This is a genomic window from Streptomyces sp. NPDC030222, from assembly GCF_055573115.1.
On record NZ_JBVICA010000031.1, the window covers coordinates 1 to 23700 of the forward strand.

Sequence of the window (23700 nt, forward strand, 5' to 3'; positions counted from 1 at the left end):
AGCCGCCTGGGCCCCTGAGCCGTCCGAACCTTCCGAATCTCGAAGTCCATCGCACCCCTTGAGCTGGGGTGTTGCGACGACCACTAGAACGGAAGGATCACGGAGGGCCTTTCCTGCGTCCGGATGGGAACATCCTGGGTACGAATCGCATCCCATGTTTACTCCTTTGTCCTTACAATATGGATTTGTCCAGTTGCTCCAGTCCGCAGGCGATGTCACGGCCACGGACGTGGTGTACGGCTGAGGATGTGGGTCATCTGAGGTGGTCCCTCACATGGGTCAATGACTGAGGGTGAGGGCTGGCCCCTGGCTCGGGCTGTGCCGGGCTCGGCTGACCTGCCGGAGATGCAGTCTGTCGACGAGGATGTCGGGGCCGATGCAGCGGCACTGTTCGGTCCATTCGTGGGTCTATCCGCGAGAAACGGCGGCGCCCAGGCAGAGGGCGGGCCGCGGTCGGGGAAGATGCCCGACGACGTCGGTGCGTCGGCGGATCTCCTTGTTCAGCCGTTCCTGAGGGTTGTTGGACCAGATGTGCCTCCACCCGCGCGTCGGCGGCCGACCAGCAGTCGGCCCGGTTGGGGGGAGGAGCGCGTCCACGGCTGAGCGAGGTGCCGGAGCTGGTGGTCGGACATGTGCGTTGGCTGCTGCGGCCAGATGAGGACGTGTCGCCGCGGCATGACGCCGACCGTGCGCTGCGGCATCATCGCACGATCACCCGCGAGCCGTTGTGCATGGATTACGGCAAGGAGAGACCCGCGAGATCGCGTCGGCGGCGGTCTATGGGCAGGCAGACGAAGGACAATCCGGCCGACCTGATCAACGTGGCGTTGGAGAGGCTCGTCGAGGAACGGCTGGAGTTGCCCGGCCACACCACGCTGGACGAGATGGACTCGGCGATCCGTACCGAGGTGAACACCAGGTTCTTCGAGATGATCGCCTCCCGGATCGACGACGTGGACTCGGCTCGCGTCCTGAGTCCACTGCGGGTGGTGGCTGGTTCGCGCAGCCGGTTTCGACGAGCTGAAGCGGTCGGCGAACGCGCCGGCGGTGTCCCATCTGCGCAAGCACCCGGCCCACCTGGACTAGCTGGACTACTGGGGCACGACGGGAGTGCGTCAACTCAACTTGTACCCCCCCGGCCGCATCGTCGGCCCCCTTTAGGCAAGCCGGTTCTCGCTCTGTGTCCCCTCGGCATGGGCAGACGGCGAATCGCACCTGCGGTCGGTAAGCTTCCGATCGTCTCGCTTAGGCCTGCCGGTTCCGGGCCTGCCGTGATCGACGCTGGTCCGCGGAGCCGGTGCCACGGGCAGCCGTCCCGAATCACCTGGAAAGACAGAGGAATCAGTGAACAGGTACAGGATCGCGGGCGTGGTACCCGCTCTCGTTCTTGTGGGTCTGCTGGGCCCGCAGGCAGCGGCGGAGGCTGCTCCGACGACCACTCGCGTATCCACGGCACAAGCAGCCGCTGTCCTCACGCCGCCCAAGGCGTCTGCGGCTACGCAAACGGATCAGGTCACGGCCGGCGTGATCCTGGCCGCACCGGAGAAGCCGGAGAAGAAGGACAAGAAGAAGGGCGGCTTCTTCAAGAAGCTCGGCGTCGGCGTCCTAGTCTTCCTCCTGCTGAGCGTGCTGTTCGTCATCGCAATCATCGTCGCGATCGTGTTCGCCGCCCGGAGCTTCTTCCGCCGACGCAGGGAAGCGTAAACGCAGGGCCGGGGTTGCCCGCTGCGAATCCGGGGGCGGCTGTCAACGGCCGTGCGGTCCTCCCCGTAGGCGGCCACGATGAACGTGCTGTTGGCCCTCGGCTCAGTCCGATGCGTTCTTTTCCCCCAGGCCCTCTATGAAGTCCTTCGCTTTCTCGACGCCGCCATCGATCTTTTCGCTGTACTTGCCGTCGGTTTTGTCATCGACTGCTTCGGCGACCTTCTCCAGCCCCTGACCGAGGGCATCGCTGTGCTCGGCGGCTAGCTCGGCCGCCTTTCCCGCGAGGTCCTTCAGGCTGTCGAACATCCTTCACCCACATCCTTTCCAATATGAGGTGGCCCTGGTGGGCGGCCGTTCTTGCTACCCGGTCCAGCTCTGCGATCACGACACCGTGCCGGATAGCCCCGGTGTAGCGGTTCATCCCTGGATGCTGAGATGGATCTCGTGGGTATTGCCACCCACAGGCAGCCGATCTTGACGCTCCCGGGTGATACGGGGGCAGCGGCTGCCTGCGGCGCAAGGAGTTTTCTCAGGCGTCCGCCCCTGGTCATCGACGGGCGCTGCAGACGCACTGCGCAGGTTCGGCCGCGGTTCTGCGTTAGCCTCCCGCCGCCGGCGTACCACAGTCGGTCGTGCTCCCCATGCAGTGCTTGCCTTTACTGGCACGAGCGACCGGCGTGCGCAGGTCCACCACCCCTCAGGGTGGCGGTGGGTCAGTCGCGGGAGTTGCCGAACAGGAGGCGGTAGGCGATCAGCAGGACCAGGGATCCGGCGATGGCGGCGCCCCAGGTGGCGAGGTCGAAGAACTGGTTTTGTATGGGTCGGTCGAGGAACTTCGCGGAGAGCCAGCCGCCGGCGAAGGCGCCGGCGATGCCGATGAGGGTAGTGCCAATGAGGCCGCCCGGATCGCGACCGGGCAGGAGAAGCTTGGCGATGGCCCCGGCCAGAAGCCCGAGGACGATCCAGCTGATGATGCCCATGACGTGAGATGCCTTCCGGTGCGGCGTGGCCGACGATGCTGACCCAGTAGGTCCCCTCCCCCCTTGAGGGGGTGCCTGCCGGGCGGGGGTGTTGCGGGCTGCTCAGGTCCGTGGCGTGGTGTTGCCTGGCTGAGCCGTGGGGCGAGGGGTGACGTCGCCGGGGGCGGCCTGGACGATGCGCGGGGCCTCGGGCTCAGAGGAGGCCGCATCCGCTGTGTCCGGCGGTGACTGGTCGGATTTCATCGCCTTGGCCTCGCTCTTGAGGATGCGAGCCGACTTGCCCATGGAGCGGGCGAGTTCGGGGAGCCTCTTGGCGCCGAAGATCAATATGACGACGATGAGGATGATAGCGATCTCACTGAGGCCGAACATGGGTCCGTCTCCTTCCCGGTAGCGGGCGGCAGGGCGTCTAGATGTGGCTGGCGATGGCAGGCATCAGGTCCTGGAAGGTGCGGCCGTTGGCCGGTTCCCCGATGGCGGACATGTGCCATCCGCCGCTGGAGCGGTGGACCTTGGCCATGATCTGCGCGGTGTAGGAGCCGCCGCCGGAAAGGGTGTAGCGGGCCAGCTCCTGGCCGGTGTTCTCGTCGATGAGGCGGCAGAAGGCGTTCCGCACCTCGGCGAAGGTCTGGCCGGTGAAGGAGTTGACGGTGAAGACGATCTGGTCGACGTGGGCGGGCAGACGCAGCAGGTCCACCAGGATTGACTCGTCGTCGCCGCCCTGCCCGGCGCCGCCGACGAGGTTGTCACCGGTATGGCGGACCGAGCCGTCGTCGCTGACCAGGTGCTGGAAGAAGACGACGTCGACCGGCTCGCTGCCGGCGAAGAGCACCGCGGAGGCGTCGAGGTCGATCTCGCGGGCGGTGAGCTTGGCGAGGAAGCCCTTGCGGGGGGCGGCCTGCCAGCCCAGCCCCATGCGCACGACGCTGAGCGCCGGCCCGCCGGTCTTCTCCAGGCTGATCTGCTGGCCCTTGGTCAGCGTGACTCCCACCGGTTTCCTCCTACTAGTGCTCGGGGCCGGCACGTACCGGCCCAGTGGCGCATGGGCATGGCCCGCCTGAATCTACAGCACTGTAGAAGCACAGGGCAGGGGGCGTCCCCCTGGCGCGAACGCGGACCCGGCGGCAGACGTCCCGCCGGCTGGGGCGTCGTCAGTCCCGCGAGGGCGAGGTAGGGCTGGAGAAGTCCGGGCTGCTGTAGCCGAGGCGGGTGCGCCGCCGCGCCGGAGGCGAGGCGGGATGGGGGTGTGGGGCGGGTGGGGGCGGCAGCTGCAGCTGGCGTCGGAGGAAGGGGTGCAGCCCGCGCTCGATCAGGGCCTGGCGCCACCTGGCGTGAGCCTGGGCGAGGGCGGCGGTATCCGGGTGGTGGGTGGGCGTGGAGCGGTGCCGCACCGTAGCGACCACTAGGGCGGTGGCGGCGGCCACTCCCGCGGCCGCCGCCAGAACAACGGCTGCCCAGCCGGTCTGGATCAGCGAGTCAGCGAGGGGCTGCTGCGTGCCGGCCAACCGGAGTCCGTACCCGAGGAGAAGGAATATGACCGCCGCCGCGGCGGACAGAACGGGGGTGAGCACGGCCAGTGCCGTCAGCAACCCCTGTCCGGTGGCGGCGGGACCGGACCGCTGGGGCAGGGCACGGGGGGTCGGGGCTGCCGCGGCCCGCAGCTGGAGCAAGACTGTGTACTCGGCGGCGGCTTCGCCGGCGATGATGTCGGCCGCGGCCAGCACCCGGGCGCGCAACTGGGCAGCGGTGACCTGCGCAGCCGGCTGCTGCAGAGCCTCGCGAACGTCCAATGCCGTGAGTGCCTCCTGCAGCGCACGCTCGAAGTCGGCCCTGTCGACAGCCTTGAGACGGACTGGCTCGTCTTTCATGAAGATTCTCCGGTCGTGTGGCGCGCTCGGCACCGCCGTACCGGCTGCGCGGGACGGCAGCAGGCAGGGCGCAGCAGACGTGCCGCGTGGGCGGGGCGGACGCGCGGTCCGCCCCGTGCATGCGTCAGACCCGCACGCCGAAGTCGGCGGCGATGCCCGCCAGGCCGCTCGCGTAGCCCTGGCCGACAGCGCGGAACTTCCACTCCGCGCCGTTGCGGTACAGCTCGCCGAAGACCATCGCGGTCTCCGTGGCGGCGTCCTCGGACAGGTCGTAGCGGGCGAGTTCGGCGCCGCCTGCCTGGTTGACGACACGGATGAAGGCGTTGCGGACCTGGCCGAAGCTGTGGCCGCGGCTCTCGGCGTCGTGGATGGAGACCGGAAAGACGATCTTTGCAATCTCGGCAGGGACGGCGGCGAGGTTCACCTTGATGCTCTCGTCGTCGCCTTCCCCCTCGCCGGTGAGGTTGTCCCCGGTGTGCTCGACCGAGCCGTCCGGGCTGGTGAGGTTGTTGTAGAAGACGAAATACTGGTCGGAGGCGACCTTGCCGGACTCGTTCAGCAGTAGCGCGCTGGCGTCCAGGTCGTAATCGGCGCCGGTGGTCGTCCGCACATCCCACCCCAGGCCGACCACGATCGCGGTCAGACCCGGGGCCTCCTTGCTGAGCGAGACATTACCGCCCTTGGCCAGGCTCACACCCATGTCGCATCCCTTCCCCTGTGCAGAAACCGGACTGAGTCCGGCCCGTTGAGTGACAGAACCATAAATCTACAACACTGTAGAAGTTGATGGGTGTCTTCGGGCTGCCACTATCGCGGCCTTGAGCTTGAGCGAGGCGATAGGGCCCGGTCAGCCGCGCAGCCCGGGGCAGCCGGGACCGACGGTGAGGGTCACCGTGCCGGGTGCGGCCGACGAGTCCAGCTTGGGGGTGACAGAGGTCCTGAAGCGGACGGCAAGAGCTGTCGCCTGCGATTGGAGGCCGGGCGGGTAGGCGACGGTGATTTCCTCCGCAGCGGCGGGGGCGTTGCCCGTGCCGGTAACCGCGTAGCCCGCCGCACGCAGCTGCTCGGCCACCTGTGCGACCTGACCCGGGGTACCGGTGCCGTTGAGGACACGGACGGTGATGACGTGGGCCGGGAGGGGCTTGCCGTAGGCGAGCTGGTCCTTGTCGATCTCCTGGTCCTTGGCCAAAGCATTGAACAGGGCCTGCGCCTGGGGGTACCGCCAGGAGATGTTGGCCTTGTCGCTGGGGACGTCCAGTTCACGAGGGCAGTTGGGGACAGCAAGGAAGGTCAGCGGCTCTTCAGGGATGCCCTTCAGGCCGGAGGCGAGCTCGTACAGCGGCTTGATTCCGGCCAGGTCCTCTCGTCGGTGGTCAGCGACTTGGTCGCCGAGTCCAGAAAGCCGTACAGGCCACCGGGCTGGTCAGCCTCCGCTGGGCCCTGGCGGCCAGGGCTTGCATGAATTCCTACTGGCGGCCGATACGCCCTATGCCGGATCCGTCGCCGATGCTGCAGCGGGTGCGCACATAGCCGAGGGCCGGCTCGCCTCTGACGGTCTGGCAGCCTGCATTCAGGTCGAGGTGATCCTTTTTGTCATGGATTGCCTGCTTGGGGCAGACCTTGATGCCGTCCAGGGCGTCGACCATGCCGTTGAAGCCCTGAAAGTCCACCGAGAGGAAGTGGTCGATGCACAGGCCGGTGTTCTGCTCGATGGTCTTGATGGTGCAGGCCGCCGAGCCGGCATCCCCCGTGGCATCGCCGATGGCGAACGCCTCATTGATCTTGAATCAGTGCGGGGCGGACCGGGTGCCGTCACCGCGGTCGCAGGCGGGTATCTGCAGCCATGAGTCGCGGGGCAGGGAGACGACGGCGGCCCGTTTCCGGTTCGCGGCGATGTCCAGCACCGTCAGGGTGTCGGACTGCACGGTGGTCAGGCCTTGCCGTATTCGGCGTTGTCGCCGTCGCGGCAGCCCGAGCCGACCACCAGGATGTTCTTTGCGCCAGGGCTGAGGTCGGCCGGACGCTCCCCGCCGATCTTGTTGTTGACGCCGGCGGACTGGATGCTGCCGTCCAGCCGCTGGTAGAGCAAGGCTCCCGTACAGCCTGCGCCGACAAGCAGCACGGCGAGAGCGCCGCCGCTCCAGGCCAGAACCCTCCCGCGCCGAGCGAGCCGGGCCTTGGTGCACCGGTGGCCTCGGGACGGGGTGTGCGGCCCGCAGCGTGCGCGGGATGCGCCAGGCTGTATCTCCATGTATTCGCCCCTCCGCGGCCAGGCCCCACGAGCCCTGCGTGCTGTGTCGTGATCCCGCCCTGCGACCCCTGTTTCCGCTCCGGCGGAGCCAAGAATCTACAACGGCGTAGAAGATGGTGGGGCGGAGGGCCTCGTGAACATGTGCGAGGACCTGATCCTTCGCCCCGTGTCCGGCAGCAGCGACGGGAAAGGAGCGGCAGGTGGGCGAGAAGCAGGACAGGCCGCCTGTGCACGGCCGCCCACGCAGAGGGCCTGGCGAACTGGAAGCGAGCGCGCTTGCCGCTTCGGGGGCGCGCCGGGGCCGGTGACGGCCGGGTGGGTGCCAGAGCGGATCGACCCTACCCTCGCCTGCACCACGGTCGTGACCACGCTCATGAGGCTGCGCGGCAAGCAGGCCGTGGTCCGTCACCAGAAACTGTCGCTCCTACCGTTGGAGCACGGTACTCGACGCGGCGGGGCTGGCCACTCGGCGTATACACCAAGTCCTTGACGAAGAAGACCGGCGTGCCACGCTCAGCCGGTTCGTCGCGGAACTTCCCCCGGACGACGAACGGTCCCTGCGGCTTCAGCTCGGCGCTACCGCAGAGCCGGGAAGCTGATGAACGTCGCCTTGCCCGGGGCGGCAGAGCCAAGGACTCTGTCGCGGACGCTCGGGGAAACGGAAGGGGGTGGGCGGGTGACGAGTCAGTACGATGAACCGCCCCGCAGCGGCAGGCGGGGCAAGGAGACAGGAGGTCGACGGCATGACGGACCGGAACAGGGGCGGTATCGAGCACACACCGCGACGGCGTGGCCAGGGCGAGCTGGAGGGGCAGGTGCTCGCTGCGCTGCGCCAGGCCCCAGGGCCGGTCACCGCGGCCTGGGTCCAGAAACAGCTCGGCGGCGATCTCGCCTACACCACGGTGATGACCATCCTGGCCCGGCTGCACACCAAGGGCGCGGTGGTCCGCGAACGGGTCGGCCGCTCGTTCGAGTGGACAGCGGTCGCCGACGAAGCCGGGCTCGCGGCGCTGCGGCTGCGGAAGATGCTGGACTCCGAGACCGATCGGGAGGCAGTCCTTGCGAGCTTCGTGACCGCGCTGTCGCCGAGAGACGAGCAACTGCTGCGCGCCCTACTGGCCCAGACGCCCGCGGAGGGGGAACACTAGCCGCTATGGGGGTCTTCGTCTTCCTGCCTCTGGTGCTGCCCTTAACGGCATGGCCGATCGCCCGCCTGGCCGAGCAGCACCTGCACCCCAGAGCCGCGACCTGGCTGCTGACCGGCGTCGCCGCCGTGCTCGCGGTGTGCAGCACCCTGTGCTTGGCGCTGCTGATGGTGGTCGGCACCGCACAGATGCCCGGCAACCCGCTGCCCGACGGCTGGTCCGACCCCGAGGTCCGCGAGGCCGTCCCCTACGACGAGGTGGCCGGCAAGGCCGCCATCCCCGCCCTGATCGCCGTCCTTGCCGCGTGCACGCGCACAGCCTGGCGACACCACCGGGTACGGCGCCGTGCCGAACGCGCCCTGGGCGGCCTGCCCACAACGTCCGTGGCAGTACTGCCTGATGGGTCACCGTACGCGTACGCACTGCCCGGCAGGCGGGACCGGATCGTTGTCACTACCGGGATGCTGGCCGGGCTGACCGGACCCGAGCGGCGGGCCCTGTTCGCCCATGAGCGCGCCCATCTGGCTCGCCGTCACCACCGCTTCCTGCTCACCGTGCAGCTCGCTGCGCGGGCCAACCCGTTCCTGCGGCCGCTGCGTACCGCCGTCACGTACACCGCCGAACGGTGGGCGGACGAGGAGGCGGCTACTGCTGTCGGCAGTCGACGCACCGTGGCACTGGCAATCGGCAAGTCCGCACTGATCTCCCGGGGCGCGCCGATCGCCACGCTCGCGCACTTCGCCGCCGCGCCGGGTCCGGTGCCGCGCCGGGTAGCCGCCCTGCTCGGGCCGGCTCCTGCCGGGCGGATCTGGCCACCGGTCTTCACCACCGTCGGCCTGGCCGCGTGGGGAGCCGCGGCGGGCACCACCGTCTCGGCTCTGTCCTCGGCGAACTCGGCCATTACGCTGATCCTCATCCTGCACGCGGCTACTCCGATGTAGCGGGCCGCCGCACGCCAGAGGGAGACGGTGCCACCCGCTGATCCCTCGAACCAGCGGGCCGACCCGCTCGGACAGGCTCGCAAGCCTTCGAGCGATTCATGATCATCCTGGTTTGTGTCCACACGCTCAACGGCACGGACCTGCGTAGGCTCCTCGCGGCATGGCATCTGTCTGAATGAACTCTCCTATGGGTGCGCTTTCGAAGGGGTGAAGGAGCGCCACCACGCCATATCGCTGAACTGGAGCAGCCCGATACCGCACATCCCCCCACCGTCAGGGCCTCATCGTTGGTGGAGCACCGTTTTCCGCCGGAGGCTCTTCCTGCAGGGGACCGTAATCGTGCGACTGCGGGGCAGATCGACTTGTTCACGACTGGACGACGCGTACGCTGCTGAGGGCTCTTCGCAGCCTCCCGGACACCCTGGAGGTTGACCTCTCAGACGTCGAACATCCGAGCTGGGACGGCGCCCTGGTCTTTGTCATCGCCCGTGAGTTCGCGTCGGCCCAGCGGACGCGCTTGATCGCGACCCACGCCTCTCCGCAGGCGGCAACGATGCTCAGCAGGGTCGGTCTGCGAGGCGCGCTGGCGCCTGCCGGAGACGACACCGGGAGCTCATGAGGCCCGGCGCCAGCAAGGGAGGGGCACGCTTCCTGGTCACTCCGGGATGTGCGCGGGCTGACTGCCCGACGCGCCGACCATCCCCATCTGCGCCGGATACCAGTACTTCTACGCTTATGTAGATATAAGGTCCCGTTCAGTCGGTGGGCCGGGCCGTCGTGCCCAGCTCTCGACCGCGATAAGGAGGAGACGGATATGGGTGTGAGCCTCACCAAAGGCAGCAATGTCTCGCTGACCAAGGAAGCACCGGGTCTGACCGCCGTACTGGTCGGTCTGGGCTGGGATGTCCGTACGACCACCGGTACCGATTACGACCTGGACGCCAGCGCCCTGCTCCTCAACGAGTCCGGCAAGGTGCCTTCGGACAAGCATTTCGTCTACTACAGCAACCTCACCAGCCCGGACGGCTCGGTCGAGCACACCGGCGACAACCTCACCGGCGAGGGGGAAGGCGACGACGAGGCCATCAAGGTGAACCTCGCCGCCGTCCCCGCCGACATCACGAGGGTCATCTTCCCGGTCTCCATCCACGACGCCGACAGTCGCGGCCACAGCTTCGGCCAGGTCCGCAACGCCTTCATCCGTGTCGTCAACCAGGCAGGCGGCGCCGAACTCGCCCGCTACGACCTGTCCGAGGACGCCGCCACGGAGACCGCGATGGTCTTCGGCGAGCTGTACCGCAACGGCGCGGAGTGGAAGTTCCGCGCCGTCGGCCAGGGCTACGCGAGCGGCCTGGCGGGCATCGCCGCCGACTTCGGCGTGCAGCTCTGACATGCATCGGCGGGCGGGACCGGAGCACCGCCTCCCGCCCCTGGCCGCCGATCCCGCCGCCAGACCGCTTCACACCCTAAAAAGCACAAGGAGAAGCCTCATGGGCGTCACGCTGACCAAAGGCCAGCAGATCAGCCTGGAGAAGACCAGCAATGGCACTCTGAGCGTCGTCCGCATGGGACTGGGCTGGCAGGCCGCGCAGCGCAAGGGATTCCTCGCCAGGCTCACGACCCGCGAGATCGACCTCGATGCCTCCGCGGTGCTCTTCGCCGGCAACGAACCCGTGGACGTCGTCTGCTTTCAGCAGCTGGTCAGCAAAGACGGCTCGGTACGCCACACCGGAGACAACCTCTCGGGCGGTACCGGACAGGGCGCCGACGACGAAGCGATCATCGTAGATCTCGCCCGACTGGCCACGCACATCGACCAGATCGTCTTTACCGTCAACTCCTTTGCCGGCCAGACCTTCGCCGAAGTCCAGAACGCGTTCTGCCGCCTCGTCGACGAACAAACCGGCCAGGAACTGGCCCGCTACACCCTCTCCGGCGGCGGCTCCCACACCGCCCAAGTCATGTCCAAGGTCCAGCGTACGGGCAGTACCTGGCACATGTCCGCCATCGGGGAACCCGCCAACGGCCGCACCTTCCATGACCTCATGCCCGCCATCGCCACCCACCTGTAGCGACGTCGGCCCGCAGCACGCCCGAAGCTGCGCGCTCGCCCATGCCCTGAACCAATCAAGGAGGCACCCCCCATGTCCGTGAATCTGTCCAAAGGAAGCAACTTCTCCCTCACACGCTCCGAGCCCGGCATCGCCAGCGTGGTCGTCGGCCTGGGCTGGACAGTGCACAGCGGTCCCGGCGACATCGATCTTGACGCAAGCGCACTCGTCCTGGGAGCCGACGGCCGTGTGCTGTCGGACCAGCACTTCGTCTTCTTCAACAACCGTACGACGCCGGAAAAATCCGTCCGGCACACCGGCGACAACAAGACCGGCCAGGGCGACGGGGACGACGAGCAAATCGCCGTCGACTTCAACCTGCTGCCTGCCCAAGCGGAGTCGGTCGTGTTCGTCGTGTCGATCCACGCCGAAGGCCACGCCGCGACCAGCACCTTCGGCAGGGTGCGCGATGCGTACATCCGGGTGGTACACCAGGCAACCGGACTGGAGATGTGCCGATTCGAACTGACCGAGGACGCGCACGACCAATCCGCGATGCTCTTCGGACATCTGTACCGGCGCGACGGAGAATGGAAGTTCCGCGCAATCGGCCAGGGCTACGCCACAGGTCTTACCGGGATCGCGAAGGAGTACGGCGTCAACGTGTAGACGCGGCCCCGGGCCTCGCCACCATCCCGAAAAACCCGACGACGCGGATCCCCGCCAGTGCCGAGAATCCTGGTGGGGATCCGTTTTGCAGTGTCCAGCCGCCTGGCCCGCGCGGGCGGAGCGGGAGCGTGCCGTGGCGGGACCGGGCGAGCTTCTTCAGCTCGTCGGGGCGCACGGCCAGCGGCACCGTCCCATCCCGGTTGACAGACGCGAACCTCCGCTGGTTGACCATGCGCGGAGCACGGCCTGCAGGGCCTCCGCCCGGCACGGCGGCACTGCCGCGGATACGCCCGGCCACGGCCGGGCAAGCCGTTGAGACCGACTGACTCGTCCACCGCGACGGCAACGTGACGGTCGGCGGCAACCTGTTCCGCGTCGGCGCAGGGCTGGTCGGCCAGACGGTCACCCTGCGGCTGGACGGGCACCTCATGAACGCGGTCGCCGACGGAATCCTCGTGGGTACCTGCCCCTGCCCAGTGAGCAGTGACCGGCTCCCCGCGCTCCGCGGAGTGCGGGCGGCAGCTGGTCCGCTACCACCAGCGATGGTGCCCAGCGGGGCCATGCGGGTCCAGCGGCGCGTCAACGGCCGGATCATGGTTGCCTCCCAACGCCTCAAACTGGGCAAGAGGAACGTCGGCAAGCAGGTCATCGTCGTAATCGAGGACACCCACTTCCGCATCCTCCACAAGGGCGAAGAGATCGCTGTGGAGGAACGAAGGAGTCTCGGGCCGCTCGACCGCGTCCGCATCGTCTCGAAACGCGAGGACAGCCGGAAGCGATCGAGTATCCACTGAGGCCGCCCCGAGGCAGAATGATCGCCATGACGACTTGAAGAGCGCCGAGGCGCCTACGCCTTGTGCTCCCGGCGAGGCGTGGGCGGACGAGGTGGCGGCCAGTCGGCGGGTGGCGGCACTGTTGGTCCCTGCTTCGCAGGTGCGCACGGGGCCGTCGACGTTTCACCGCGGCGGGCTGGCAGCGTAGACGGCCAAGGCGGTGCTGTCGTCGGCGAACTCGGCCGCCTTCGTGCTGAACGCGGCGATGTCTGGTCCGGCCGTGGGGTGAGGTGCTGCCGCGGTGGGTCCCCCTCGTCGGCGGGCGCCGACCGAACCCGCGTGCGGTGACCGTGGCGGCGAGCCTCGGCGCCGGGGCGCTGACGCTGATCCTCACCCAGTTTGCCTTCTGGTGGGCCTTCCCCCACCCGGACATGACCGCACTCGGCAGCACCATCGCCGGGATCCTCTACCTGCCGCTGGTCGCCTGGGGGCCACTCCTTGCCGCCGTCACCATCGCCCACGCCGCAGGACTCTGACCGGTCCAGCATCCCCCGTTCTGGCTTCGGCCCAGGCCGCACGGCGCGCAGTGCGCGTTCGCGTGTACGCGGCTGTGCAGGTTGACCTGAATTCCGACAAATGGGCAGTCCCGTCATGGGGGGGGCTGGCCGGGGAGCGGCAGCCGCCGCGGCACTCTCTCTTACCGGCGGAGAGTGAGGGATATGCGGTGTCGGCCCGCGGGAGGCACGCGTGGGCCGTCCGGCAGGATGCCGGACGGCCGTGGAAAACACAGGGGCGTTCTCAGCGGGCCTTGAGGCGCTCGACGGCGGCGACGCCTGCGGCGGCCAGCGCGATTTGGATGGCCAGTTCGATCCAGTCGATGCCCTTGGTGTCGGCGACGCCCAGACCCGCGGCGATGGCGGTTCCGACGAGGGCGGCGAGGATGCCGACCCCGATGGTCATCGGCACTCCGGTGTGCTGGCGTCCCGGCAGAACGAGCCGGCCCAGCACGCCGATGACGGCGCCGATGACGATCGCGGTGATGATCCCCGAGATCTGCATGCCGTTCCTTCCTCGAGGTCGTTCGCCGCTCCGGCGCCCGGCGAAATCCGGTCCACGCCGTGCAGCCTCTTGTCGCCGGGCCTCGGGCCTAGAGGTCGAACTCGTGCGGCGGCAGGTCGAGTGCGTAGCACGCCTCGCGTACCACGCCCTGCTCGTCCTTGTCGAAGTCGCCGTCGGCGCCGCCGATCACGATGCCGATCTGGATCACGGCACGGGCCTCGGCAGGCTTCTTCTTCGCCTTGGCGACCTCCTGCAGAACGCTGACCTTGCCGAAGTCGAAGTCCGCGGTCAGCTTGTCGCAGTTGGCCTCGAAGCGGCGCTGCAGGTCCTCGGCGGGGAAGTTCTGCAGCACCTCATTGGTGGCGATGAGCTGGGCGACCTTCCGCCGCTCGGACGGGTCGATGGTGCCGTCCGCGGCGGCGACCAGCGCGCACATCGCCATGCTGGCGTCGCGGAAGGCGCCGCTCTTGAGGTCGTTCTTCTTGGCATTGAGCTGGGTCTGCATCGTCGATGCGGACTCCTTGATGCGGTCCCACAGGGCCATGAGAACTCCATACGTCTCGGGGGCAGTCCGGGCCGGAGGAGAGGACGGCCCGGACAACCTTCTTCTACATTGATGTAGAAGTTACCAGGGGAGGCACGCCTCAGCCGTCATCGCCTTCTTCCTCCTCGTCGCCTTCGAAGAAGTCACCGACCTCGTCGACGACTTCAGCCGCGACCATGCCGCCCACCACACCGACGGCGAGTCCCGCGGCACCGGCCGCGATCACGGTGCCCATGCCGGGCCCGGAGCGGTGCCCGTGACTGTCGCCGTGATGGTGATCACCGTGGCCGTGCTCGTCCTTGTGGATGTGACTGCCGTGCGCGACGTAGGGGTCGCCGTGTCCATAGTGGCCGCCCTGGTGCGAGCCGCCGTGCCCATACGAACCGTGGGCACAGTAGGAGGCGCGGTGCTCGACCAGCTGACGGATCCAGGAGTCGACTTCGGTGCTCCAGTCAATCTGTTCGACGTTATGGTGGTTGACGGTGAAGCGGGTGACTGCGTCGTGACCCTCGGAGAAGAAGCCCCGGCGCTTGTCAGCCTCCAGGACCACCTCCATCCCGCCCGGACCCGCGAGGAAGGTCACCTCGATCTCGTTCATCTGATGCGCGTACTGCGGGGCCGGGGCGAGTTCGATCTCCTGGTAGAACGGCAGCTGCTGGCCGGTACCGCCGATGCGGCCGTACTCGAGATCCGCCGACTTGAAACCGAAGCCGAGCCGCCCGAGCGCCTCGAGAATCGCTTCCTGGACGGCCAACGGGCGCACCGCCAGCGGGTCGAGGTCGCCCTTGTCCTTCGCACCGGCCACCGCCAGCTCGGTGCGCAACCCGAGCACGATGCCCAAGGGTTGCCCGTACAGTTCGGTGACCGGGGTCTCCCATGGCACCGTCGCACTGAAGGGAACGCTGTGCAGCTGCCCGGCGGCAAGGCGGAAGTTCCCGCCGACACTGAACCGGTCGAAGACGACCGCGCCTTCAGACTCCTCGCCGTCGTGCTCCGCTTCGACGCGGGCCACCAGCTCCAGGGTGATGTGCTCGATCGTGAAGTCGGTGTCGCCGCCCTTGAGATGGACCTGCCCGCTCAAGGTCCCGCCAGGCAACACCGCGCCCGGGTCCAGGACCGTGTCCACCGTGGGCCCGCCCACGCCGAGCGAGCCGAGCAGCCGCTTGAACACCATCGTGGCGTTCACTCCTTCATGTGTGCATATGGTTCTTCAGCCGCCGGCCGGCGGGCTCCGAAGGAAACGGAGTCCACCGGCCGGCGGCGCATGGTTACTTGGCGGAGGTGTCCAGTGCGGCCAGGGCCTGAGCCCAGCGCGCATACTTCAAGTCCGCCAGATCGGCGACAGACTTGACGCCGAACGCCTCCTGAAGGAGTTCGGCGTCCCGGTCCGAGACTCCCTTCAGCGCCGCTACGGGCGCGGCGAGGATCTCCGGCAGGCTCTTGTCAGCCCATGCCTTGTCCAGCACCTTGTCCAGGTCGATCGAAGCCACGACAGCCCTCCCAGGGGAAATGAGAATGGATGATCCGGGCGACGCACTGCTGCGCCGGCCGCGCCGGCCGATAATGCCCCCGCTCAAACTGGTGCGCCCTCCCAGCCCTGCTCGCCGCCCGCAGGGCAGCCGGGAACATCCGGCCCGCCCCTCGCGTTTTCTACACGCATGTAGAAGCATAGATGGGAGGTGCTCCGTAGGGACGTCATCCCGACGGCTTGCCGGGGAACGCCCGAAAACCCGCCACGACCGTGGCGACGGCCTTCGTCAAGACCCTGCACCTGGGCGAACTGACCGCGGAGAACGTGATGACCCCGCGCGTGGACGTCCGGATCCTGGACGCCCACGCGACTGCCGCGGACGCGGCGAACCTCACCCTGGCGACCGGCCTGTCCCGCTTCCCCGTCCACCGCGACAGCCTGGATGAGGTCATCGGCACCGTCCACCGCCGCCGCGGCCTCCGGATTCTCCCGCCTGCCGGTCACCGGCCCCGGCGATGAGGTGCTGCGCTACCTGCACATCAAGGACGCCCTGGGCGTCGCCGAGCGCACCCGGCCCTTCCCGCGCAGCGCCCTGCACCCGGTCATCCGAGTCGAGATCGACACCCCGCTCGACGACACCATGACCGCCATGCGCGCCGCCGGCACCCACCTGGCCACCGTCACCGGGAAGAAGGGCACCGTCATCGGATTCGTCACCGTGGAAGACGCCCTGGAGGAACTGGTCGGCCCCAGCCCCGCGGCCTGACCACCCCCGCACCATGCTGTGGAACCCGCGCCGGCTCGGGCGACCGAGCTGGTGCGGGTCCACCGGCACCGGGCCACAGCCGCCCGCCACACCGGCACTGCCCCGCATCTCTCACTAGCCCGCTGCCTCAAGCCCCAGACGCTCCCCGGCGGAGCCAGTGAGCTCGGGGGCATACAAGGTCGCGAGCGGTTCCGGACCGGCATAGCGGCGGCACGGGCACTGCAGCAGGGCCGCAGCCGCCACGTCGGCCTCGCCGTCCCTGGACCGCTTGCCCTTGACCACGGCGTAACAGCGCCCCTCCTTCGGGTCGTGATACGCCAGATGATGACGGCACCCACACACCGGGTCCGGCCCGTTCAACGCCCGCTCACGCGCCTGCCGACGCTCGGCAAGCGACTTCTTAACCCGGTCGTACACACCCCCGGCCACATAGCCACTCGCGAGAATGACCATCGCGACCTCGAAACCCGTCATGGCTCCCCCTACCTGCCCCGGTGATCAATCGATCCTCGCACGCCGCAGTCGAGCAAGAGCCACCAGATTCCAGTCGCTCACCAGCCATGAGGCAACACCCTCTAAGATCCACACCTGTTGGAACGATGGAACAGGTCTGCGAGGGAACGAATCACCCCATGTCCGAACGGACCACCGCGCAGTCACGGCGCACCCTCGCCGACCGCAGTCGCCACATCGTGGACTCCGCAGCCTTCACGACCACCGTCTTCTGCCTCATCGCCGCCAACGCCGCACTGCTGGGCATCGAGACCTATCCGGGCATCGTGACCGAATGGCGCGACCCGCTGGAAGCCGCGGAACTCCTCTTCCTCGCCGCCTTCACAGCCGAGATCCTGCTCCGGGCCGCCGCCCACGCCGACCGCCCCAAGGACTTCTTCCGCGACCCGTGGAACGTCTTCGACCTGCTCGTCGTCGCCGTGGCCTACCTGCCCTTCGCCCGCGAGAACGCCACCGTTCTCCGGCTACTGCGACTGGCCAGGGTGCTGCGCGCAGCCCGTTTCCTGCCCCAGCTGCGGATCGTGATCGTCGCCGTCGGCAAGAGCCTGCCCGGAACCCTGAGCTTCCTGCTGGTCGGGGGACTGCTGCTGTATCTGTACGCAATGGTCGGTTGGGTCTTCTTCGCCGACGACGACCCCGAGCACTACGGCTCCCTCGGCCGCGCCGTCCTCACCCTCTTCCTTCTCATCACCCTCGACGGCCTCGGCGACGCCGTCCGCGCGGGCCTGGAAATTTCCCGCTGGACGATCCTCTACTTCGCCTCCTTCGTCCTCCTCGGTTCCTTCGTGCTGGTCAATCTCCTCATCGGAGTCGTCATCAACTCCCTCGAAGAAGCACGCGAACTCGAAGCCCTGGCCCGGCAGCCACAGGAACAACCCGCCACGCCCCACGCCGGACGCCTGCATGAACGCATCGTGGCAGCCCGCCAGGCACTCGATGCCTTGGAAGCCGAGCTGGCCGCCCTGCCCCCACCCGCCTCTTACGAACGGACGGAGCCGTCTGCGGTAGGCGCCGCAGCAGATTTCCCATCCGGCATGCAGTAATCGGGGCTCTTCAGAAGCCGAGCCCCCTCATCGGCAGCACCCGTGAAACCCGCACCAAATTGCTGCGCCATTACGCCGTGGTCTGCACCGCCTCGCCTGCGGCCGCATCACCGTCGACAGCACGCCGCAAGGACGCCGCCGGGCGTACGCCTCGCACGTACGCCCCCGTCGCGGGAGCGCAGGTTACACAGATGGCCGGGGTGCAGAGCAGGGCCGGCCGAAGCGATGGCCAGCGGCCGGTCGGAGCCCGCCAGGACCTCCCCGAACGCCTCGATCGCGCGACGGTCCGCGTCCATCGCGGTCGCGAAGTCGCCGGAGAACGCCTCCGCGTGCTGGTAGGCGAGGTGGATGACGTCGGACGTGGCGGCGGCGCCGTGCAGGGCGTCGAGATCGTCGAGCGAGCCGCGGTGGACCTCGGTGCCGAACTCCAGGGCGCCGGCCGGTGCGTCGGAGCGGGCGAGTCCGACCGCCTCGTGGCCCGCCTCGAGCAGTTCGGGGACGACGGCGGAGCCGATCCAGCCGGACGCACCGGTCAGGAAGATGCGCATGGGGCACCACCCGCGGTCGATGGTGCGTCGATGTCATCTGGGGTCGGGCCCCTTTCCCGGTCAGGCCAGGCCGAACTTCTCGGCGTGCACCTGTCGTGCGGGGACCTGCAGGTCTCTCAGACTGGAGAGCACGGCCGTGATCATGGTGGGCGGGCCGCAGACGTACACGTCGCGTTCGGTGATGTCGGGGACCAGCCGGTGCAGGCCGCTGGGATCGAACGGCTGGGCGCTGCCCTCGCCGGTCCTGCCCGTGAGCAGGTGCAGCCGTCCGCCCCGGAGCGCGACCAGCTGCCGTACCTCGTTCAGCAGCACGGCGTCGGCCTCGCTGCGCACCCGGTACAGCACCACGACGTCGCCGGTCCCCTGCTCCTCCAGCATGGCCCGCACCGGTGTGATCCCCACGCCGCCGGCGATCAGGAGGGCACCGGACCGGGTCCGGTGCAGCGAGGTGAACGCCCCGTAGGGCCCCTCGACGAAGGCGCGGCTGCCGACCGGGACGTTCCGCAGGCCGGCGCTGGCGCTGCCCACCGCCTTCGCCGTGAGGCGCAGCCCCTGTCCGCCCGGCGCCGCCGACAGGGAGAAGGGGTTGGCCAGCCACCAGTGGTGGTGTCCGGGGAACCGCCAGATGCAGAACTGGCCCGCGCGGGCGGAGAGTTTGTCGAGGTGCCGACCGGTGACGTACACGGAGACCACGTTGTCCGACTCCGGCACCACGGCCGCGACGCGGAACTGGTGGTAGGCGTTGCGCCACAGCGGCATGACGAGGCGTCCCGTCAGCAGGGCGCCGAAGGCGAACAGCCACAGGATCCACCAGTAGGCCGTGGCGAACGCGGAGGACGTGAACGTCGTGGTCTCCTGCAGCTGGTGGACGAACGACAGCCCCAGGGCCACGTAGAGCAGCAGGTGCAGACCGTGCCAGACCTCGTACCGCAGGCGCCGCCGCAGGGGCCGGGTGGAGATCACGGCGATCACGAGGATGACGGCCGCGGCGAGCATGCCCAGCAGGGAGGCCGGCACCCCGCTCAGCGCGACGAACGTCTTGCCCATGGTCGTGTCGTCGAGTGTCGCGTAGCCGAGCACCACCAGCGTGGAGTGGGTGAGGACGGTCCACAGCAGGGTGAAGCCGACCCAGCGGTGCCACACCGTGAGCCGGTCCATCCCGATGCGGCGGTCCAGCCACGGCAGCCGGGCCACCAGCAGCAGTTGGAACAGCATCAGCAGGGCCGCGTGCAGTCCGAAGAACTTGGCGACCGTGAGCACCCCGTTCTTGCCCGAACCGGCGCTGAGGAACAGCGCCTCGACGATCACCACGTTGACGATGACGAATGCCCACATCGCCCGTCGCGCCGCGTCCACCGGAAGTACGGTGCCTCCGCGCACCGCGTTGCCCGCCACCGCCATGGTTGCCTCACATCCCCCGGGGCCGCTGTACTCGCGGCCCGTATGCGCCAACGCCATGAAGATCGAGTAATTCGTCCGGACGCGCACCCCGATCGGATATGCATACGGACCGTGTGCCCGATCCGTTCACGCCGGAAGCGTCGAATCCACTCGCCGTTCGGTGCGTCCTGCGGCCCGAGGTCCCGCGATGGTTCACGTCACCGGGTAGTGGGTGCTCACCGATGCGGCCGACGCCGCGCGCGTCAACTCGGCCGAGGTCTCGATCCGCTCGCAGCGTGGAGCGGTCCAGGGCCTTCGGGTGCGCAATGGGAACGCCCCTGGAACACCGAAATGCACATTGGGACTACGACAGCACCAGTGGCCCGGAACTTCATCGACACTCCCCATGGTGGGCATCTCCGCACAGACGGGAAGGCGGCGGCCGCGAGCGCAGCCTCATGGTCCCCGGTCCAGTGTGCGCGACGGGGCATCGCGAATGAAGCACTTTTCTAGAATAATCCTCTAGATTCCCCTAAAGTGCCCGGCATGGATGACAACTTCACGGCGGTGGTCACTGGCGGCAACCGGGGCATCGGCTACGCGGTGGCCGCCGAACTCGTCCGGCGGGACTGCCGGGTCGTGCTCGTCACCCGGGACCGGGAGCAGGGTGAGCGGGCGGCCGCGGCACTGGGCGGCTCCGTCGGCCTGGTGGTCGGCGATCTGTCCGTGCTCTCCGAGGTCCGGTCCGTGGCAGACGAGCTGACGGAGCGGCACAAGCAGATCGACGTACTGGTGCACAACGCCGGCGTGTGGCCGGCCCGGTTGGTACGCACCCCGGACGGGTTGGAGCAGGCTTTCGCCGTGAATCATCTGGCGCCGTTCCTGCTCAACCACCTGCTGGAGAAGCGATTCCTGGAAGGCCGAACCAGGGTCGTCCAGGTCAGTGCCGGCCTGTACGTCAAGGGGCGACTCGACGTGGACCGGACACCCACAGGCGCCGACTTCCACCGGATGCGCACCTACTGCACCACCAAACTCGCCAACCTCCTCATGGTCCCGCTGTTCGCCCGCCGTTGGCAGGGCACGGGCGTGACCATCGACGCGATCCACCCGGGCGTGATCAGGACCGGACTTGGAGACCCTGGCGGGGTGCTGGGCCTTGCCCTGAAGGCGCTGAAGCGTTCCTGGGCCGCCCCTGAGCAAGGTGCCGCCCCCGTGGTCCGGCTCGCGCTCGAACCCGGCGACGCCTCCGGTCGCTACTTCGATGCCGACCGGCAGGTCCCCCTCGAGCCCGTCGCGGCAGACCGGGCCCTGGCGCAACGGGTCTGGGAACAGGCCAAGATACTGACCGGGGTGCGCAGTGTCGCCTGAACAGCAGCCACCAGGTTCCGCTCACCGGTTGGCGGGACCTTCTCCGCAGCCGGTGACGCATCGTACGGTCACGGTAAGTGCGACACCGAAGCCTGGGGGTGTCCGGCAAGAACCTCGTCATCCCGGGCGAGCACCGCTCGGTCGCCACCGTCTACCAGGTCCTCGCAGAGGCAGACGCGACCGACACCACATCGTTGCAGTTCAGCGAATCGCGAGCCCTGTTGAGTCAGTGGCATTGACCCTAAGCGGTCCTGAGTAAGCGCGTTGTGGTTGGCGTCACTGCCGCGGCTCGTCTCATGGCGCGTGTGCATGCTCTGCAGCGGTGATGTCCCTCGGCGCGCCGACCGGGGTTGCTTATCAAACGGGTCGACCCGTATCTTAAATCATTATGAGCTCCTCTCCGTCCTCCAGGGGACGTCCCAGGGATCCCCGCTCGCACCAGGCGATCGTCAGCGCGGCCACAGAACTGGTGACCGAGGTCGGCTACGCCGCGACATCGATCGGGGCGGTGGCTGCCCGTGCCGGTGTCGGCAAGGACACGGTCTACCGGCGATGGCGGGGCAAGCCGGAGTTGGTCTTCGAGGCCGTGTTCACGACCACCGACCATGCCCCGGTCCCAGACACCGGAACGCTGGCCGGGGACCTTACCGCACTGCTGCGGGGCCTGGTCGACGAGTTCCACGCACCTGCCGCGGCAGCGGCGCTCCCGGGGCTGCTCGCCGACTTCGCCGCCGATCCGGCGCTGAAGGCGCGCATCCGAAGCGACTTCCTGGCCCCGTCGAAGGAGCGGCTGCTGATCGTCTTCGAGCGCGCCGTGACGCGCGGAGAGATCTCGGCCGACACGCCCGTGGATCTGGTCCTGGACACGCTGGCCGGAGCCGTGTTCTTCCATGTCGGCCTGGTCGGGGAAGACCCCGACCCTCAGCTGGCCGGCCGACTGGCTGCTGTCATAGCCAAAGGAATCGAGATCCGATGAACGGCTGGCTCCTCGCAGCGGGCATCACCGCGTCCGGTGTGGCCGCAGTGCACTTCGTCGGCGGACACCGGGATGTGGTCCGCCCGCTGCTGTCCTGCGGACTCGCAGACGAACCCAAACGCGTCCTTCATGCCGTGTGGCACATGGTGAGCGTCGACCTGGTGCTCTCCGCAGCCGCCTTGGTCTACCTCGCGCTGGCGGACGATACGTCAGCGACCGGCCTGGTGGCGTGGTTCGTGGCTGCGCACTTCGTCGCGTACGCAGTCGTTTTCCTGGTCGTCACGTTGTCGGTCGGCTGGCCGAAGCCACTGCTCCGGCTGCCGCAGTGGATTCTGCTCCTGCCGGTCGCGGTCCTGACAGGGGCGGGTGCTGCGTAGCGACAGCCCGGGAGAGATACAGCAGAGGTGCCCGCAGGGCTGATCCGAGCCGCCAGCAGCCTCCCCGCGCCCAGGCTGGGCGGTCTCCGTGATGGGGGCTGTGGTCCGGATATGAGGCAGGGCAGGGAGGGTCTGCCCATGCCGAGGATCTTGCGTGTAAAAGGATCAGCAGCCGACTTCACCAAAGCCGCTCAGTCGCAGTCCGGTCGCAGGGACCGCCAGATCCGGTCGGGCAGGATCCGTGCCGCCTCGCCGAGGTCGATGTCGTAGGTGTTGGACAGCCAGCGACGCGCAGTCTCGGCAACCGGTCCGATCACCAGGGCCTCGATCAGGGGCTCGGGTGTGGGCAGGATCTCGCCGGCTTCGATCCGCGGCCGCATCCAGTCCACGATGCCTGCCAGCATGACGGCCTTGGCGGCGCGGATCCGGTCGGCGTGAGCCGCGAGATAGCCGGAGTACGCGGAGGCATGGATGAAGAGCGCGGCGTCGGACCGTTCCTCGGTGAAGCGTAGATAAGCCCTGACGAGCGCGGCGACACCGGTACGGGCGGTGCGGGTACGGGTGACGGCGGCGGTCAGCTCATCGAACAGCTCCCCCATGCACCTGGTGTAGAGGCCCGCTGCGAGGCCGTCGAAGCTCCCGAAATGGTGGTAGAGGCTGCCGAGGCTGACGCCGCTGGCCTCGGTGACCGCGTTCACCGTGAACCCCTGCTGACCCGATGAGGCGTACACCTTGAGGGCGGCCGTCAAGAGACGGTCGACGGTGGCCTCGCCACGCTGCTGCTTAGGAGACATGGCTCGATCTCGTTGACGTCATGGCAGACACCCTAATGCACCTGAAGCAGAGCAAATTTCTAGAAGAGAGCGCTGACCGTCATGAGCGTGGATGAGATTTCCCGCTGTGGATGGGGATCTTGGGAGGGTTCCGGCCGTTACCGGCTGACGGGGAAGTGGGGCAGGGCGGCATGGGTGTCGTCTGGCGGGCCCGGGATGAGCAATTGGGCCGGGACGTGGCGATCAAAGAACTGCGCCTGCCGGATCATCTGACCGCCGCCGAGCAGGAGAACTGGAACCCGGTCCCTTGACATCGCCCGTCATGGGGCCCGTTTTGCGTACGACCGCCCAAAGGGTGCGGCCGTTCAGGCTGGTGGCGAGGAGCCCGAGCGGGCAGCAGTACCAGTCGATCGTCCCGGCGGTGCCGACGAGCGCGCAGTTCTCCGACTCGCTTCACCACCGGGCTGAAGCCCGGTGCACTGCGAACAGACCCGGTA

The 23700-nt window shown here is 68.3% G+C and carries 31 protein-coding genes and 2 pseudogenes; 16 read left to right on the top strand and 17 right to left on the bottom strand.

Features of this window, described 5'->3' with window-relative positions; genetic code table 11:
* Positions 1–408 precede the first annotated feature (408 nt).
* On the bottom strand, positions 409–597 hold the full coding sequence (locus ACZ4Z5_RS31020; RefSeq protein WP_468269176.1) for a transposase: 189 nt from the start codon (positions 595–597) through the stop codon (positions 409–411).
* A gap of 927 nt (positions 598–1524) precedes the next feature.
* On the opposite strand from ACZ4Z5_RS31020, the gene ACZ4Z5_RS31025 reads away from it, so the two are divergent.
* Entirely contained in the window at positions 1525–1704 is a 180-nt protein-coding gene (locus tag ACZ4Z5_RS31025) for a hypothetical protein (protein WP_468269178.1), read from the top strand.
* A 102-nt stretch (positions 1705–1806) separates the two neighbouring features.
* On the opposite strand, the gene ACZ4Z5_RS31030 is transcribed toward ACZ4Z5_RS31025, so the two are convergent.
* The 7 genes from ACZ4Z5_RS31030 to ACZ4Z5_RS31060 all read right to left on the bottom strand — a co-directional run bounded on the left by ACZ4Z5_RS31030 (position 1807) and on the right by ACZ4Z5_RS31060 (position 5741).
* Positions 1807–2010, bottom strand: coding sequence for an antitoxin (locus ACZ4Z5_RS31030; RefSeq protein WP_468269180.1), 204 nt, complete (start codon positions 2008–2010; stop codon positions 1807–1809).
* A 407-nt stretch (positions 2011–2417) separates the two neighbouring features.
* Positions 2418–2684, bottom strand: a complete 267-nt coding sequence (locus ACZ4Z5_RS31035; RefSeq protein WP_468269182.1) for a GlsB/YeaQ/YmgE family stress response membrane protein — start codon at positions 2682–2684, stop codon at positions 2418–2420.
* A 102-nt stretch (positions 2685–2786) separates the two neighbouring features.
* Complete coding sequence (gene tatA / locus ACZ4Z5_RS31040) at positions 2787–3056, bottom strand: Sec-independent protein translocase subunit TatA (protein WP_468269184.1); 270 nt, start codon at positions 3054–3056, stop codon at positions 2787–2789.
* Between the two features lie 37 nt (positions 3057–3093).
* Complete coding sequence (locus ACZ4Z5_RS31045; protein WP_468269186.1) at positions 3094–3675, bottom strand: TerD family protein; 582 nt, start codon at positions 3673–3675, stop codon at positions 3094–3096.
* 160 nt (positions 3676–3835) lie between these two features.
* Complete coding sequence (locus ACZ4Z5_RS31050) at positions 3836–4552, bottom strand: hypothetical protein (RefSeq protein ID WP_468269188.1); 717 nt, start codon at positions 4550–4552, stop codon at positions 3836–3838.
* 124 nt (positions 4553–4676) lie between these two features.
* A complete protein-coding gene (locus tag ACZ4Z5_RS31055) occupies positions 4677–5252 on the bottom strand; it encodes a TerD family protein (protein WP_468269190.1) in 576 nt (191 codons plus the stop codon).
* Between the two features lie 147 nt (positions 5253–5399).
* Positions 5400–5741 (bottom strand): LytR C-terminal domain-containing protein, encoded by a 342-nt coding sequence (locus ACZ4Z5_RS31060; protein ID WP_468269192.1) that lies wholly within the window; start codon positions 5739–5741, stop codon positions 5400–5402.
* 265 nt (positions 5742–6006) lie between these two features.
* Between ACZ4Z5_RS31060 and ACZ4Z5_RS31065 the strand changes: the two genes are divergently transcribed.
* Entirely contained in the window at positions 6007–6399 is a 393-nt protein-coding gene (locus tag ACZ4Z5_RS31065; RefSeq protein WP_468269194.1) for a hypothetical protein, read from the top strand.
* Between the two features lie 83 nt (positions 6400–6482).
* On the opposite strand, the gene ACZ4Z5_RS31070 is transcribed toward ACZ4Z5_RS31065, so the two are convergent.
* Positions 6483–6803, bottom strand: coding sequence for a hypothetical protein (locus ACZ4Z5_RS31070; RefSeq protein ID WP_468269196.1), 321 nt, complete (start codon positions 6801–6803; stop codon positions 6483–6485).
* A gap of 743 nt (positions 6804–7546) precedes the next feature.
* Between ACZ4Z5_RS31070 and ACZ4Z5_RS31075 the strand changes: the two genes are divergently transcribed.
* The 7 genes from ACZ4Z5_RS31075 (at position 7547) to ACZ4Z5_RS31105 (ending at position 12918) form a co-directional block, all read left to right on the top strand.
* Complete coding sequence (locus ACZ4Z5_RS31075) at positions 7547–7951, top strand: BlaI/MecI/CopY family transcriptional regulator (RefSeq protein ID WP_468269198.1); 405 nt, start codon at positions 7547–7549, stop codon at positions 7949–7951.
* Between the two features lie 5 nt (positions 7952–7956).
* On the top strand, positions 7957–8889 hold the full coding sequence (locus tag ACZ4Z5_RS31080; RefSeq protein WP_468269200.1) for a M56 family metallopeptidase: 933 nt from the start codon (positions 7957–7959) through the stop codon (positions 8887–8889).
* Between the two features lie 814 nt (positions 8890–9703).
* Positions 9704–10279, top strand: a complete 576-nt coding sequence (locus ACZ4Z5_RS31085) for a TerD family protein (protein ID WP_468269202.1) — start codon at positions 9704–9706, stop codon at positions 10277–10279.
* A gap of 100 nt (positions 10280–10379) precedes the next feature.
* Positions 10380–10961, top strand: coding sequence for a TerD family protein (locus tag ACZ4Z5_RS31090; RefSeq protein WP_468269204.1), 582 nt, complete (start codon positions 10380–10382; stop codon positions 10959–10961).
* A gap of 72 nt (positions 10962–11033) precedes the next feature.
* Positions 11034–11609 carry a TerD family protein gene (locus tag ACZ4Z5_RS31095; RefSeq protein WP_468269206.1) on the top strand — a complete coding sequence of 192 codons (576 nt, stop codon included), beginning with the start codon at positions 11034–11036 and terminating at the stop codon, positions 11607–11609.
* Positions 11610–11956: 347 nt separating this feature from the next.
* Entirely contained in the window at positions 11957–12403 is a 447-nt protein-coding gene (locus ACZ4Z5_RS31100; protein ID WP_468269208.1) for a hypothetical protein, read from the top strand.
* A 323-nt stretch (positions 12404–12726) separates the two neighbouring features.
* Positions 12727–12918 (top strand): hypothetical protein, encoded by a 192-nt coding sequence (locus tag ACZ4Z5_RS31105; RefSeq protein WP_468269210.1) that lies wholly within the window; start codon positions 12727–12729, stop codon positions 12916–12918.
* A 262-nt stretch (positions 12919–13180) separates the two neighbouring features.
* Here ACZ4Z5_RS31105 and ACZ4Z5_RS31110 read toward each other — a convergent pair whose 3' ends face one another.
* From ACZ4Z5_RS31110 to ACZ4Z5_RS31125, 4 genes are all read right to left on the bottom strand, one after another.
* A complete protein-coding gene (locus ACZ4Z5_RS31110) occupies positions 13181–13441 on the bottom strand; it encodes a GlsB/YeaQ/YmgE family stress response membrane protein (protein ID WP_468269212.1) in 261 nt (86 codons plus the stop codon).
* Between the two features lie 88 nt (positions 13442–13529).
* On the bottom strand, positions 13530–13985 hold the full coding sequence (locus ACZ4Z5_RS31115) for a tellurite resistance TerB family protein (protein WP_468269214.1): 456 nt from the start codon (positions 13983–13985) through the stop codon (positions 13530–13532).
* 100 nt (positions 13986–14085) lie between these two features.
* On the bottom strand, positions 14086–15159 hold the full coding sequence (locus ACZ4Z5_RS31120) for a sporulation protein (protein ID WP_468269308.1): 1074 nt from the start codon (positions 15157–15159) through the stop codon (positions 14086–14088).
* A 94-nt stretch (positions 15160–15253) separates the two neighbouring features.
* Positions 15254–15475: a hypothetical protein gene (locus ACZ4Z5_RS31125; RefSeq protein WP_468269215.1), complete on the bottom strand. Its 222-nt coding sequence runs from the start codon at positions 15473–15475 to the stop codon at positions 15254–15256.
* Between the two features lie 251 nt (positions 15476–15726).
* Here ACZ4Z5_RS31125 and ACZ4Z5_RS31130 point away from each other — a divergent pair, with 251 nt between their 5' ends.
* Positions 15727–15975, top strand: a complete 249-nt coding sequence (locus tag ACZ4Z5_RS31130) for a hypothetical protein (protein WP_468269217.1) — start codon at positions 15727–15729, stop codon at positions 15973–15975.
* Positions 15923–16222, top strand: a pseudogene (locus ACZ4Z5_RS31135) (CBS domain-containing protein); the annotation flags it as partial. The gene ACZ4Z5_RS31130 and the pseudogene ACZ4Z5_RS31135, both read left to right, overlap by 53 nt.
* Positions 16223–16336: 114 nt before the next feature.
* Here ACZ4Z5_RS31135 and ACZ4Z5_RS31140 read toward each other — a convergent pair.
* Positions 16337–16696, bottom strand: coding sequence for a hypothetical protein (locus tag ACZ4Z5_RS31140; RefSeq protein WP_468269219.1), 360 nt, complete (start codon positions 16694–16696; stop codon positions 16337–16339).
* A 158-nt stretch (positions 16697–16854) separates the two neighbouring features.
* On the opposite strand from ACZ4Z5_RS31140, the gene ACZ4Z5_RS31145 reads away from it, so the two are divergent.
* The gene (locus ACZ4Z5_RS31145; RefSeq protein WP_468269221.1) at positions 16855–17778 is read left to right on the top strand and encodes an ion transporter; all 924 of its coding nucleotides are present in this window, start codon (positions 16855–16857) and stop codon (positions 17776–17778) included.
* 137 nt (positions 17779–17915) lie between these two features.
* Here ACZ4Z5_RS31145 and ACZ4Z5_RS31150 read toward each other — a convergent pair.
* Positions 17916–18326: pseudogene (locus tag ACZ4Z5_RS31150) on the bottom strand (NAD-dependent epimerase/dehydratase family protein); the annotation flags it as partial.
* 60 nt (positions 18327–18386) lie between these two features.
* Positions 18387–19661 (bottom strand): ferredoxin reductase family protein, encoded by a 1275-nt coding sequence (locus ACZ4Z5_RS31155; RefSeq protein ID WP_468269310.1) that lies wholly within the window; start codon positions 19659–19661, stop codon positions 18387–18389.
* A 591-nt stretch (positions 19662–20252) separates the two neighbouring features.
* Here ACZ4Z5_RS31155 and ACZ4Z5_RS31160 point away from each other — a divergent pair.
* From ACZ4Z5_RS31160 to ACZ4Z5_RS31175, 4 genes are all read left to right on the top strand, one after another.
* Entirely contained in the window at positions 20253–21077 is an 825-nt protein-coding gene (locus ACZ4Z5_RS31160; RefSeq protein ID WP_468269223.1) for an SDR family NAD(P)-dependent oxidoreductase, read from the top strand.
* 77 nt (positions 21078–21154) lie between these two features.
* On the top strand, positions 21155–21316 hold the full coding sequence (locus tag ACZ4Z5_RS31165) for a hypothetical protein (protein ID WP_468269225.1): 162 nt from the start codon (positions 21155–21157) through the stop codon (positions 21314–21316).
* Between the two features lie 149 nt (positions 21317–21465).
* Positions 21466–22053, top strand: coding sequence for a TetR/AcrR family transcriptional regulator (locus tag ACZ4Z5_RS31170; protein ID WP_468269227.1), 588 nt, complete (start codon positions 21466–21468; stop codon positions 22051–22053).
* The gene (locus tag ACZ4Z5_RS31175) at positions 22050–22430 is read left to right on the top strand and encodes a hypothetical protein (RefSeq protein WP_468269229.1); all 381 of its coding nucleotides are present in this window, start codon (positions 22050–22052) and stop codon (positions 22428–22430) included. Before ACZ4Z5_RS31170 ends, ACZ4Z5_RS31175 begins: the two co-directional genes overlap by 4 nt.
* Positions 22431–22621: 191 nt before the next feature.
* Here ACZ4Z5_RS31175 and ACZ4Z5_RS31180 read toward each other — a convergent pair whose 3' ends face one another.
* Positions 22622–23224 (bottom strand): TetR/AcrR family transcriptional regulator, encoded by a 603-nt coding sequence (locus ACZ4Z5_RS31180; RefSeq protein WP_468269231.1) that lies wholly within the window; start codon positions 23222–23224, stop codon positions 22622–22624.
* Between the last annotated feature and the right edge of the window lie 476 nt (positions 23225–23700).

Excerpts from the sequence above, each read along its gene's own strand:
- ACZ4Z5_RS31155 (WP_468269310.1), bottom strand. The coding sequence starts at position 19,661 with ATGTGGGCATTCGTCATCGTCAACGTGGTGATCGTCGAGGCGCTGTTC.
- ACZ4Z5_RS31120 (WP_468269308.1), bottom strand. The coding sequence starts at position 15,159 with ATGGTGTTCAAGCGGCTGCTCGGCTCGCTCGGCGTGGGCGGGCCCACG.
- tatA (WP_468269184.1), bottom strand. The coding sequence starts at position 3,056 with ATGTTCGGCCTCAGTGAGATCGCTATCATCCTCATCGTCGTCATATTG.
- ACZ4Z5_RS31160 (WP_468269223.1), top strand. The coding sequence starts at position 20,253 with ATGGATGACAACTTCACGGCGGTGGTCACTGGCGGCAACCGGGGCATC.
- ACZ4Z5_RS31180 (WP_468269231.1), bottom strand. The coding sequence starts at position 23,224 with ATGTCTCCTAAGCAGCAGCGTGGCGAGGCCACCGTCGACCGTCTCTTG.
- ACZ4Z5_RS31175 (WP_468269229.1), top strand. The coding sequence starts at position 22,050 with ATGAACGGCTGGCTCCTCGCAGCGGGCATCACCGCGTCCGGTGTGGCC.
- ACZ4Z5_RS31140 (WP_468269219.1), bottom strand. The coding sequence starts at position 16,696 with ATGACGGGTTTCGAGGTCGCGATGGTCATTCTCGCGAGTGGCTATGTG.
- ACZ4Z5_RS31085 (WP_468269202.1), top strand. The coding sequence starts at position 9,704 with ATGGGTGTGAGCCTCACCAAAGGCAGCAATGTCTCGCTGACCAAGGAA.
- ACZ4Z5_RS31035 (WP_468269182.1), bottom strand. The coding sequence starts at position 2,684 with ATGGGCATCATCAGCTGGATCGTCCTCGGGCTTCTGGCCGGGGCCATC.
- ACZ4Z5_RS31030 (WP_468269180.1), bottom strand. The coding sequence starts at position 2,010 with ATGTTCGACAGCCTGAAGGACCTCGCGGGAAAGGCGGCCGAGCTAGCC.
- ACZ4Z5_RS31080 (WP_468269200.1), top strand. The coding sequence starts at position 7,957 with ATGGGGGTCTTCGTCTTCCTGCCTCTGGTGCTGCCCTTAACGGCATGG.
- ACZ4Z5_RS31055 (WP_468269190.1), bottom strand. The coding sequence starts at position 5,252 with ATGGGTGTGAGCCTGGCCAAGGGCGGTAATGTCTCGCTCAGCAAGGAG.
- ACZ4Z5_RS31070 (WP_468269196.1), bottom strand. The coding sequence starts at position 6,803 with ATGGAGATACAGCCTGGCGCATCCCGCGCACGCTGCGGGCCGCACACC.
- ACZ4Z5_RS31145 (WP_468269221.1), top strand. The coding sequence starts at position 16,855 with ATGTCCGAACGGACCACCGCGCAGTCACGGCGCACCCTCGCCGACCGC.
- ACZ4Z5_RS31110 (WP_468269212.1), bottom strand. The coding sequence starts at position 13,441 with ATGCAGATCTCGGGGATCATCACCGCGATCGTCATCGGCGCCGTCATC.
- ACZ4Z5_RS31115 (WP_468269214.1), bottom strand. The coding sequence starts at position 13,985 with ATGGCCCTGTGGGACCGCATCAAGGAGTCCGCATCGACGATGCAGACC.
- ACZ4Z5_RS31170 (WP_468269227.1), top strand. The coding sequence starts at position 21,466 with ATGAGCTCCTCTCCGTCCTCCAGGGGACGTCCCAGGGATCCCCGCTCG.
- ACZ4Z5_RS31050 (WP_468269188.1), bottom strand. The coding sequence starts at position 4,552 with ATGAAAGACGAGCCAGTCCGTCTCAAGGCTGTCGACAGGGCCGACTTC.
- ACZ4Z5_RS31095 (WP_468269206.1), top strand. The coding sequence starts at position 11,034 with ATGTCCGTGAATCTGTCCAAAGGAAGCAACTTCTCCCTCACACGCTCC.
- ACZ4Z5_RS31090 (WP_468269204.1), top strand. The coding sequence starts at position 10,380 with ATGGGCGTCACGCTGACCAAAGGCCAGCAGATCAGCCTGGAGAAGACC.
- ACZ4Z5_RS31075 (WP_468269198.1), top strand. The coding sequence starts at position 7,547 with ATGACGGACCGGAACAGGGGCGGTATCGAGCACACACCGCGACGGCGT.